The following is a 10,209-nucleotide window of genomic DNA, read 5'->3' as shown; positions in this document are numbered from 1 at the left end:
CGAAGCCGAGACGGAGAGGGGAGCGCCCTACGAAGGCCCCCGCTCCGTCCGCTTCGCGGACACCTCTCCCCCGCCTCCGGCGGGGGTGAGGAACCCAAGTTCTGAGACGTCCACCCAATCCCAAGGATCAACTCATGCCCCGCAAAGCCTCGAAAAAACCGCAACCCCCGAAACTCCCCAAGGGCGAAGCCGAGCAGGTGCGCATCCGCCGCGAGGTCGGCCACGACTTCGCGCTGAAGCAAGACGCCTTCGGCCGCCAGCGCCTCGCCGCCGGCACCGCCGAATCGCGCCGCGTCTACGAAGTCTCGAACGGCGGCTACACCTCCACCGGCGGCGTCGTGCGCCTGCGCAATGTCGATCCGCTGGTGGGCATCACCTCGCTCAGCCGCCAGCAGCGCGAGGCAGGCCAGCGCTTTCGCGACGATTTCGAGCGCAGCCAGCGCGAGGGCCTGCAGCCGCAATCCTGGAGCGAGCGCGTCGACGGCGGCAGGGTGGGCGGCGGCATCCCCGACCGCGTGCTCTCAACCGGCCGCGCCCATGCCCACGCCGCAGCAACGCTCGCGCATTGGGAGGTGGCGGAGGTGGTGCGAAAGACCTGCCTCGAAGGCCAGTCCGTGAAGGCCATCGCCGAACGCACCGGCGAGGGGAGGGATGTGGTGGTCAAGCTGCTGAAGGTCGGGCTGGACTTGCTGGCGGTGCACTATGGGATGATGGGGAGGAAGGCGGGGTGAAGGGGAGCCTGCGATCTAGTTCCTATCAGCAATGTCATAAGCAATGATTTTTCCAGCGTGCATGATCAGGTCGCCTATTTCGAACTGCGCGCTCGGCCTTCTTCGGTTTACTTTCTTGCCGTTCCACTCAGGTAAAAAAGTTTGAGCAGCATATTCCTGTTCGGGTGATGACGATGAGTTTCTGAGAGCGATAGCTTCCTCAATCGAGGTAGCTGCATTTCTTAACAGATTAAATGCAGTCGAAACCTTAAAAACGACAGGCTCATTTTGCATCGTATACTCGTTAATCCGGTATCCTTCCTGGAAGACAAAAGTTTCTGGAATATCTGATTGCGCATCGCGCCAGTTGACGCTGCCATTTCTGTAAAAGAAAATAGCAAGTGGCAGCAATATGACCATATCAATGGGAAAGCTATGGCGCCAAGATGTAATCGACGAAGAAACAATGTCGATAACGTGTCTAACCTCTCTTAGATCCATCTTATACGACTCGCAGCATCGTATTATAAAGCCAACCTTGTCCGAGCTAGGAGCTGTAAATTTCGCCTGGTTCAAATTTTTTGATTCGACACGAACAAACTCCTCGATCGATGGGTTTGTCAGCAAATATGTCCGGTCGAAGAATCGTTTGAGGTATGAGAACCCGTTGAACCCCGCACCGTAGGCACCGGTGACGCTATACTGCAATTGGTCGCTATTGGTTGCAAAGACGAACACTACATTATCGGCGTCGAAGAGATGTTTTACTCGTTCTAGCAGCGAGACCGCATAGGATGGCCGGCAGCGGTCGAGTTCGTCAACGAAAACGAAAAGTGGCGGCCTTATCGAGGCTTCGAACGCGGAGATTGCCTTTCCAAGTCTCTCTCGAAAGTTGTCCGTAGCTTTGTTCTGCCCATTGAAAAAATCGATTAGCTCTTGGGTGCCTTTGTCGACAACACTTTCGATTTGAATCGCCGCTTCCGACGCTCCCTCAGCCAGTGCCTCTTCAACGATAGATTTGTCCTTTCCATCATCGGAACCTGATCCAGAGGTAAGCGTTTGGTCGGTCGCCTGGTCCCCGGAAATGACATCTCCTATGTGGTCGACAAATTCCGTGCCTACGAACTTTTTGACCAACGTCTTCGTAGCCCCACCAAGAAACTTGACGACCAAGGGAACAGCGTTGTCCTTTACCCCCTTCCAAGCCGTAGCGATCTTTCCCTTTTTGACGACGTAAGGTTTAAGCGCCTCGTCGATTGCCGCCAAGATTGCAATAAATGGATCATCAAGGTGGTCATCGCGCCATGCGTTAACCCTTGCAACAATATGGCCTGAGGCTTCGAGCTGAAGAGCGAAACGCTCTAGAAAGAAAGTCTTACCTGCACCCCAGTGTGCGTCGATGTTGAGGACATATGCTCCAGCCAAGCCGGCCTTCTGCCGATCCGCCATTCGCCCGGTCAAGAATGCTTGCAGAAAGTCAGCATCACTCCGCCGACCGAGAAGGTCGTCGGCCCAGATCGAATCCAGCTCCGTCTTTTCGTCTCCCATCTGCTCCCCCAGTCCGATCGCACAAGGTGAAATACATTTCTTGGTCCCGGACTTCCATATACTTGAGTTTATTGCCCACAGCGCTTTTACGAATAAGAGGCACCGACCCTGGTGGCTTATTGAGCCTTCTTGTCCTCCGGCGCCTTCTCCCACCCGAACACGCTCCTACCCCCCAGCAGATGCGACTGGTCCATCTCGCCGGCGACTATCTCCTTCAAGCTCGGCCCCGTCACGTAGCGCTCCATCCGCCGTGACTCGCCATCCAGCCGCCTCAGCGCCTCCAACTCCTCGCTCCGCCCGAGCTTTGCCTTCCCCACCGCCGATTTCAGCACCGCGATCGTCTCGTCATAGACTTTCAGAGGCACGGGGAAGGGGTGGCGGTCCTTGCCGCCATGGGCGAGCGAGAAGCGCGCCGGGTCGGAGAAGCGAAAGGGTGCGCCATGCACCACTTCCGAGACCATGGCCAGCGCCCGCACCGTGCGCGGGCCGACGCCCGGCACCAGCAGCAGCTCGGGAAAATCCTTCGGGCCGCTTTCGATGGCCGAGGCGATGTTGCCGTGCAGGCGGCGCATGACGATGTCGCTTTCGCGCACGTCGTGATGCGCGGGCATGACGAGGTTGGGCAAAAGCGGCTGCGCGGCTGGTTCTGGCTCCGGCTGGGGCTCGAGCAGGGCAAGCTCGGTCAGGATCTTTTCCGGGCTCATGGTCTTGAGCAGCTCGACCTGGCCGCCGCGGGCTTTTTCGGCACGGCGGTCGGTGAGGTTGACGATCTCGCCCTGGCGTTCGCCCTCGATCGCGGCATGCGGCTGGTCGACGAAGCTTTGCAGCCCTTCCGACAGCCAGTGATAGCGGCGCGCCTGGCGGGCGTCGCCGTTCATGCCCTGCTGCACCACCACCCAGCGCCCGTCATCGGTGACGATAAAGCCGTGCAGATAGAGGTCGTAGCCGTCCTGCACGGCGGCGCTGTCGACCTTGGCGACGAGGCGGCTGGCGGTGGCAAGGGCATCGCCGTTCAGCCCGACGCGCTCGCCGATGGCGATGAGCTCGCCCGGCGTCTTGCGCGAATGCGCGCCGCGCCCGCCGCAGACATGGATGCCGAGCTCGCTCGACATAGGGTTAAGCCCGCGCTTCAGCGCGCCAATGACCGATGTGGTGATGCCCGACGAATGCCAGTCCATGCCCATCACGGCCCCAAAAGACTGGAACCAGAAGGGATGCGCCAGACGTCGCAAGAGTTCGTCGCGGCCGTAATGGTGGATGATCGCTTCGCACAGCACAGCGCCGAGCCTCGTCATGCGATCGCCCAGCCATTTCGGGACCCGCCCGCCATGCAGCGGCAGGTCGGCGCTGCCGCTTCGCTGCGTCACGCGTGCTTCTCCGTGGATGCCGGTGAGTTAGATGGCATGTCGGGAAGGATTTGCAAGGCGCACGAACTGCCAATCTCCCCCCTTGTGGGGGAGATGCCCGGCAGGGCAGAGGGGGGCGCTGTCCCGCCAGCGTCTCAGTCCTGGCTGCCGCCGCCTTTGCCGGTTGCGCTGCCATCTCCGGCGGCACCTCTCCCTTGAGTGGGGAGACCAGCGCCGCCGCGCTATCCCAGCTCCGCCTGGCGCGGTGCTCCTACCTAGTACCGGTAATACCGATGGTGATGCCTGTGGTGGTGCCGGTGGTGGTAGTAGAAGAAGTGCCTATGGTGGTGCCGGTGATAGAAATAGTACCGGTGGTACCGGTAGTACCGCGGGTAGACGACTTGGCCGGGGTAGTAGTCGTCGTCGTAATAGTCGCGGTAGCCACCATAATACGGCCCGCCGTAGAACGGATAAGGCTCGTAGCCGCCTATGCCGAAGCCGAAGAACGCATGGGCATCGGCAGGCACGATCGGCGCGGCCGCCGACGCGACGGCAATCACCGAGGCAAGTAGAAGCTTTCTCATGGCAACCTCCTCCTGAAGGTTCACCGGAGTAAACGCTTTCGAGCCCGAAAAGCTGCCGGGAGGGCGGGCGATTTCGTGAAAATCGGCCCAAACGTCCGAATGGCGGAACCATTTTCGCGACAGGGTTGTGGAGTGAGCAAGATCTGAAGGCAAGGCGAGGATCGCGCGGGACGGCCAGGGCCGTTCCGCGCGTTTCATGCAAGGCTCGCTTAGTAGCCGCTATAACCGTTACCGCAGACGCGCACCTCTTCCACCACCCGGTGGTGGTGACGCCAGTGGCTCACCAGTTCGGTGCGACAATGGCGGCGGTGATGGTAGCGCACCACATAGCCGCCATTGTCGTAGTCGTCATTGTATACATCGCGATAGTAGCGATGATGGCGGTAATACGGGCCATAATCGTCGCTGTAATAGCCGTCATTATAGCTCGGGCCGATACCGATACCGAGCTGTACGCTGCCGGCGCTTGCCGGCGCGATCGCGAACGCCGAGGCGATGGCGATCATCGAAGCAAGCAGAAGCTTTTTCATCGCTGCCTCCTGTGGGTGGATGCCCCTTCACGGCATTAACGGTTTCGGGGTGGAGGTGTTCCCTGAAAAACGCGACGTTCTATCTCCCCCTTTGTGGAAGGGAAAGCGATTTCAACATCTTAGCGGAGCCAAGTGTTGGAAATCGCAAGAGATGGGAACAGTGCCTGCTCGGAAAGTTGACGCTCCAAGATAGGGTCTGCACCCTGCCAAATCCCGGCATGACAGCGAACAAAGAACTCGCCGGGCCTAATGCCCAAAGCCCGCAGGCCCGGCGAGATTTAAAACCTGATCCCCCGATCAGGACCGGCGGGAGGACACCGGCAATCTCTTTGGTGCAAGATGGATGCCGGCATCTTGGTCCCGAAACGAGACAGCGATGCCCCATGCCCGCGCCTTCGTCGCCTTCAAAGCCGACAAACACGGGGCTGCATGGGGACGGAGCGTCCATCAAGTGTTGCTAATGCGCTACAGCCTATCGGCCCCGGCAGTTGTAAGGTTCAACAGGCGGACCGACGATACCTTGAAAGGGGGGTACCTTGAAGAAGACCTATGAGAAGCCTGTTCTGGCCAGGCGCGAAAAGCTGAGCGTCATCACGGCAAGGCCGCCATCTTCCATTCCGACCTGATCTGGCCGGAAAACCGGAAAGCCCGCCATCCGGCGGGCTTTTTGATTCCAACGCGGCGGATGTGAACCCACCGGATCTTCGGCCCGCCCGGCGAAGGCCGCTGGCATCCGTCGCCGCTTCGCCTCCCGCTGTCGCATCGCCGCGTGCAACGCATCTCGTCATCGGCTATGCCGTCGCCAGCCAATTCCGGCGAACCCAGGAGCATCCGATGACCAGACCCACCATTCGCAAATTCGGCGCCGTCGAGCATGCCGATGGCGGCGACCTGCCGGGCTGGGTCGTTGTCGAGGGCCACCCGACCATGCAGACCGCGGTGCAGCACACCACCGAGGACGGCAAGGTGATGTCCGGCACCTGGCGCGCCTCGCCGGGGACCTACCACGCCACCTACACCGACTATGAATTCGTCCACATGATCGCCGGCCGCATCGTCATCACGCCCGATGGCGGCGAGCCGGTCGAGGTCGGCCCCGGCGACGCCTTTGTGGTCGAGGCGGATTTCAAGGGCACGTGGAAGATCCTCGAGCCGGTGACAAAGCATTTTGTGGTTACGGTGGGGTAGGGCGCGGCGCTCTTATCTCCCCCCTTGTGGGGGAGAAAGCATTTTCCTGCATTTGCGAGCGGGCTTGTCCCCGAGCAAGTGCTTGGAAAATGCCAGAGAGGGGATTTCGTAGGGCGCAGGCCTTACTTTTCGTAGGGCGCCAGCGCTCTTTATCGGAGGCCGGCGCCTTTCCCCTCACTTGCGATTTCTAACACTTAGCCTCCGGCTAAGATGTTGAAATCGCTTTCTCTCCCACAAGGGGAGAGATGGGGCGCAGCTTCATCTCCCCACCTTCGAAATCACCCTCTTCTCCACCTCGGGCTCCAGCGATTCCGCGAACGGCGTTGCCATATGGTGCTGGTCGCGGAAGGCGAGCTTGCCGTCGATGAAGACGTGGCAAATGGTGGCGCTGCAGAAGCGGTCGGTGAGGTCGACATAGGCGGCATTGGGGATGCTGTCGACGATGTCGCGTTCCACCGCCGCCATCTTGTCGTTGGCGGCATAGGCGCGCGTCTGGTCGCAGCGCGAGGGCGTCTCGTCCCGCCACAGCGCCCGCGCCACGCAGGTGTCGACATTGGCGTTGTTGAACGGCACGTCACGGATGAAGGCGACCTTGAGGCCGGCCTTGCTCAGGCTGGTGAGGGTGGAGCGCAGGCCGGCCCGCCAGTCGGCGTCCTGGCTTTGCGTATCGCCGCCGCGGCCCGCCATCTTGCGCCCGCTGGTCAGCGCCAGCTCCGAGATGACCACTAGCGCCGGCTTCGCCTCTATGATCTCGTCGATCGCCTGCTCGCGCCAATGGTCGCATTCGGCGTAGGGGCGCTTGAGCTCGGACGACCAGACGCTGATGCGCGAGGCGCGGCAGGAGTTCTTCAGCCAGGTCACCACCTTGTAGCCGTTTTTCCGGCCGGCCTCGATCAGCGGCGTCGACCAATGGTCGGCGTGGGAGTCGCCGAAGAGAGCGATGACGCGCTGTCCGTTGCCGAACACGCAAGGCTTCGGCGTCACCGTCTCGTAGTCCTGCACACAGCCCGCCTTGGCGCGGGCCGTGGAGGGTTCGGCGGCGCTCGCCGCGATAATGCGCTGCTCCGGATCGAGGTCGTGCACGGCAAGCCTGGCATTGCCGTAGGCGGCTGCGACGCCGGTGCCGGTCAGGAGGAGGGCCGGCACCAGCGCCCGCGCCGCGTTGGCCATCAGCCAGCCGTTGCGACGGATCGGGTTCTCGATGAGGTGGTAGCTGAGGCTGGACAGCGCCAGCGTCAGCGCAAGGCAGTAAAGGCGCTCGGCAGGGGTCAGCTCAGGCGCCAGCATGCCGGCATAGACGATGACCGGCCAGTGCCAGAGATAGATCGAATAGGATAGCTTGCCGATCCATTGCAAAGGCGGCAGCGCCAGGGCGGCATTCACGTAATTCCGTTCGGAATTGCGCGAATAAGGAGTGCCGTCCCTGGCGCCGGCCGCTCCCGCCTTGAGCAGAAGGACCGTACCGGCGACAGGCAGAAGCGCCAGAAAGCCGGGGAAGGGGGCGTCCTCGCTGAAGGTGCGATAAGCGACCCCGATCATCGTGAGGCCGGCCAGGCTCGACGCCCGCCCCAGCAGCGGACGCTCCTGCAACAGCCGCGCCGGCGTCATCGATGCAAGGCCGCCGGCGGCAAATTCCCATGCGCGCAGCGGCGAAAAATAGAACGCCCAGGGCTGCGACACGCTCGTCAGCCAGGCGCAGAGGGCGAAAGAGACGAGGCCGATCACGCCGATCGCAACGATGATGGCGTGCTTGCCGGGTTTCAGAGCAATTCCAGGAAAAGTGTGCAGCGGTTTTCCGTCCGGAATTGCGTCAAAACGAAAAGCTGGAGAGGTTCGCCGTTTCCTTGAAACGGTGAAACGCTCCAGCCAAACGGCCAGCATCAGCAGTGCCGGCCAGGCGAGATAGAACTGCTCCTCGACCGATAGCGACCAGTAGTGGATGAACGGATTGCTCGTGGCATCATTGGCGAAATAGTCGAACGACCAGCGGATCAGCCACAGATTGATCATATAGGCCGAGGCGAACATCGCGCCCTTGGAATAGAGCGCCTGCTCCTCCGGCGACAGGATGAGCGCGCCGGCGGCAAGCGTCGCGGCGATGACGAACAGCGCCACGGGCAGCAGCCGGCGGGCGCGCCGGGCATAGAAGCGCAACAGGTCGAGCCGGCCGGTGTCGGAAATCTCGGCAACGAGATGGCGGGTGATCAGATAGCCCGAGATGACGAAGAAGATGTCGACCCCGGCGAAGCCGCCGGGTAGCGCCGTCAGGCCGAAATGGAAGGCGACGACGCCCGCCACGGCCAGCGCCCGCAATCCTTCGATATCGGGCCGGAAATCCTGCGCTGATGCTGACACGAATACGAACCTCGTGAATGTCCGTTCGTATCCCGCCTGCCGCAAAGCCTCGGCCTTGGGCGTCGATATCGCAATGCAACAAATCTAACGCAGTGCAACATAAGGGGAGGTGGCGAGGGCGTGCGGCGGCGCTGGTGCTGCCGATCTCCCCCCTTGCGAGGGAGATGCCCGGCAGGGCAGAGGGGGGTGCGAAGGAACGCAGCGTTTCCTGCTCTGCCTGAACGACACTCCGGCCTCTCAGGGATTGCGAAGGCTGATATGCCGGCGGGACAGCACCCCCCTCTGGCCTGCCGGCCATCTCCCCCGCAAGGGGGGAGATTGGCAGCTTCCGCCACCGCGCCTCTCGCAATGTGGCGACTGGCGAAAGCAGCCGAGCTGCTTAATCTCTCCGCATGGAAGCCGCAATCACGCCTTCTTCAGGAACTCCGTCTTCAGCACCAGGCCCTTCACCTGCTTGGTGTTGCATTCGATCTCGCCGGGATTGCCGTTGAGGCGGATGTTCTTGACCAGCGTGCCACGCTTGATCGTCTCGGACGTGCCCTTGACCTTGAGGTCTTTGATCAGGGTCACGGAATCGCCGTCCTTCAACGTCGTGCCGTTGCTGTCTTTTACGTCTGTCATGGCGGGCCTTTCATCGGTTGGATTGGCTGTGCGCTCGCCTATCGCGCCGGCGACAACCTGGTCAAGCCAATCCAATCATCACCTCGGCCTCGATCTCGACCGGGAGATTCAACGGCAGGGCGGCAACGCCGATGGCCGTGCGCGCGTGGCGGCCGACCTCCGGCCCGAAGACCTCGAGGATGAGCTCCGAAAAGCCGTTCATGACCGCCGGCGTCTCGGTGAAGCGCGATGCCGAATTGACCATGCCGTGCACGCGGCACCAGCCGGTTATGCGGTCGAGGCTGCCGAGTTCGCGTTTCAGGCCGCCGAGCATCGACAGCCCGACCTTGCGGGCCGAGGCTCGCGCCTGGTCCAGCGACACGCTCTCGCCCACGGCGCCGAACGGACCGGCAAGCGAACCGTCCGGCTCCTGCGGCCCGTGGCCGGAGATATAGGCGCGGTCGCCGCGCACATTGACCCAGGGAAAGGGCAGAACCATGCCTGGCGGAAGCTTCAACGGCGGCGGCAGCACGATGCCGAGCGCGGCAAGCTTTTCGTCGGCACCCGGCATGGAGTGGTCTCCCCTCGGCGCCATTTCAGCGCCGTGTCCGAGTTTTCCGGTTCGCCGTCCATTCGTCAAGGATTGACCAAAGCATGTCTCCCGAAAGTGGAACCGGTTTCGGGATAAAGACATGCGCAAAATCAAAGCCTAAAGCGCATGGAGCGAATCTGAAAGATCGCGACGCGCTTTGAGGCCCTGAAGGGCCCGCGCGCGCCGCAGCTTTGCGATCCGCGCGGGCGGGTGCCAGATGCCACCGGCACGCCAAGCCCGACCCTCAGGCTGGCCGGATGGCCCTTGTACGGCCTCTGCCTGGGCCGTTTTCTGTTTCCTCGCCGACCCGATGCGTGACACCGGGAACGCGGTCACCCCGCGTTAGAAATGAAGCCACAGCGCCGGCGGATAGGCTTGGTCCGGATCGCCTTGCGGCGCCGTCTTGACGCCGCCGGGCGCTATGCCGCCGGTGGTCGTCTGGTCCAGCGGCGGGCGGTTTTTCTCGGCGCTGGTCTTTGTCTCGGTCGCCAGGTTCTTGGTCTTGGCTTCGGCGGCTTGCGACAGCGCAAGCGCCACGAGAAGAGCGGATAGAACGACTTTCATGACAGCTCCCCTGCACCCACCCCGAGACGAGCCTAGCGCTGGCCTCACGATCGCGAAGACGGCGCGCGTGGAATGCTCTGGAAATCTTTGGAATTCCTGTAATATTAGAAAGTGGAAATCAGCGAGGCCGAACGGCTAGGTCGATCGTCAGGGAATCTCGGCGAATCCCGCCGGGTCGCCAATGCCCTGGTG

The 10,209-nt window shown here is 61.9% G+C and carries 11 protein-coding genes; 3 read left to right on the top strand and 8 right to left on the bottom strand.

The window, feature by feature from the left end; translation table 11 throughout:
* Positions 1-134 precede the first annotated feature (134 nt).
* Entirely contained in the window at positions 135-731 is a 597-nt protein-coding gene (locus tag KVT37_RS29280) for a DUF6456 domain-containing protein (protein WP_217578499.1), read from the top strand.
* A 15-nt stretch (positions 732-746) separates the two neighbouring features.
* On the opposite strand, the gene KVT37_RS29275 is transcribed toward KVT37_RS29280, so the two are convergent.
* The 4 genes from KVT37_RS29275 to KVT37_RS29260 all read right to left on the bottom strand — a co-directional run bounded on the left by KVT37_RS29275 (position 747) and on the right by KVT37_RS29260 (position 4,718).
* Positions 747-2,258 (bottom strand): P-loop NTPase fold protein, encoded by a 1,512-nt coding sequence (locus KVT37_RS29275; protein ID WP_217578498.1) that lies wholly within the window; start codon positions 2,256-2,258, stop codon positions 747-749.
* A 116-nt stretch (positions 2,259-2,374) separates the two neighbouring features.
* Positions 2,375-3,625 (bottom strand): DUF763 domain-containing protein, encoded by a 1,251-nt coding sequence (locus tag KVT37_RS29270; protein ID WP_217578497.1) that lies wholly within the window; start codon positions 3,623-3,625, stop codon positions 2,375-2,377.
* A gap of 254 nt (positions 3,626-3,879) precedes the next feature.
* Positions 3,880-4,386: a hypothetical protein gene (locus KVT37_RS33595; protein ID WP_254634330.1), complete on the bottom strand. Its 507-nt coding sequence runs from the start codon at positions 4,384-4,386 to the stop codon at positions 3,880-3,882.
* A gap of 11 nt (positions 4,387-4,397) precedes the next feature.
* On the bottom strand, positions 4,398-4,718 hold the full coding sequence (locus tag KVT37_RS29260) for a hypothetical protein (protein ID WP_217578496.1): 321 nt from the start codon (positions 4,716-4,718) through the stop codon (positions 4,398-4,400).
* A gap of 536 nt (positions 4,719-5,254) precedes the next feature.
* Between KVT37_RS29260 and KVT37_RS29255 the strand changes: the two genes are divergently transcribed.
* Positions 5,255-5,344: a putative RiPP precursor gene (locus KVT37_RS29255; protein WP_217578495.1), complete on the top strand. Its 90-nt coding sequence runs from the start codon at positions 5,255-5,257 to the stop codon at positions 5,342-5,344.
* A gap of 208 nt (positions 5,345-5,552) precedes the next feature.
* Positions 5,553-5,906, top strand: a complete 354-nt coding sequence (locus tag KVT37_RS29250) for a cupin domain-containing protein (RefSeq protein WP_217578494.1) — start codon at positions 5,553-5,555, stop codon at positions 5,904-5,906.
* Positions 5,907-6,164: 258 nt separating this feature from the next.
* On the opposite strand, the gene KVT37_RS29245 is transcribed toward KVT37_RS29250, so the two are convergent.
* The 4 genes from KVT37_RS29245 to KVT37_RS29230 all read right to left on the bottom strand — a co-directional run bounded on the left by KVT37_RS29245 (position 6,165) and on the right by KVT37_RS29230 (position 10,017).
* Positions 6,165-8,261 carry an acyltransferase family protein gene (locus KVT37_RS29245; RefSeq protein ID WP_217578493.1) on the bottom strand — a complete coding sequence of 699 codons (2,097 nt, stop codon included), beginning with the start codon at positions 8,259-8,261 and terminating at the stop codon, positions 6,165-6,167.
* A 405-nt stretch (positions 8,262-8,666) separates the two neighbouring features.
* On the bottom strand, positions 8,667-8,882 hold the full coding sequence (locus KVT37_RS29240; RefSeq protein ID WP_217578492.1) for an alkylphosphonate utilization protein: 216 nt from the start codon (positions 8,880-8,882) through the stop codon (positions 8,667-8,669).
* Between the two features lie 61 nt (positions 8,883-8,943).
* The gene (locus tag KVT37_RS29235) at positions 8,944-9,432 is read right to left on the bottom strand and encodes a RidA family protein (RefSeq protein ID WP_217578491.1); all 489 of its coding nucleotides are present in this window, start codon (positions 9,430-9,432) and stop codon (positions 8,944-8,946) included.
* Between the two features lie 363 nt (positions 9,433-9,795).
* Positions 9,796-10,017 carry a hypothetical protein gene (locus KVT37_RS29230; RefSeq protein WP_217578490.1) on the bottom strand — a complete coding sequence of 74 codons (222 nt, stop codon included), beginning with the start codon at positions 10,015-10,017 and terminating at the stop codon, positions 9,796-9,798.
* Positions 10,018-10,209 lie beyond the last annotated feature (192 nt).

This window comes from Mesorhizobium sp. GbtcB19, assembly GCF_019091085.1.
GTDB lineage: Bacteria > Pseudomonadota > Alphaproteobacteria > Rhizobiales > Rhizobiaceae > Mesorhizobium.
Note: the sequence above shows the minus strand (reverse complement) of the source record. Positions and strands in the feature narration are given on the sequence as shown.

Bases quoted from the DNA above. Each gene is read 5' to 3' on its own strand.
- KVT37_RS29280 (WP_217578499.1), top strand. From the start codon at position 135: ATGCCCCGCAAAGCCTCGAAAAAACCGCAACCCCCGAAACTCCCCAAG.
- KVT37_RS29275 (WP_217578498.1), bottom strand. From the start codon at position 2,258: ATGGGAGACGAAAAGACGGAGCTGGATTCGATCTGGGCCGACGACCTT.
- KVT37_RS33595 (WP_254634330.1), bottom strand. From the start codon at position 4,386: ATGAAACGCGCGGAACGGCCCTGGCCGTCCCGCGCGATCCTCGCCTTG.
- KVT37_RS29260 (WP_217578496.1), bottom strand. From the start codon at position 4,718: ATGAAAAAGCTTCTGCTTGCTTCGATGATCGCCATCGCCTCGGCGTTC.
- KVT37_RS29250 (WP_217578494.1), top strand. From the start codon at position 5,553: ATGACCAGACCCACCATTCGCAAATTCGGCGCCGTCGAGCATGCCGAT.
- KVT37_RS29240 (WP_217578492.1), bottom strand. From the start codon at position 8,882: ATGACAGACGTAAAAGACAGCAACGGCACGACGTTGAAGGACGGCGAT.
- KVT37_RS29235 (WP_217578491.1), bottom strand. From the start codon at position 9,432: ATGCCGGGTGCCGACGAAAAGCTTGCCGCGCTCGGCATCGTGCTGCCG.
- KVT37_RS29230 (WP_217578490.1), bottom strand. From the start codon at position 10,017: ATGAAAGTCGTTCTATCCGCTCTTCTCGTGGCGCTTGCGCTGTCGCAA.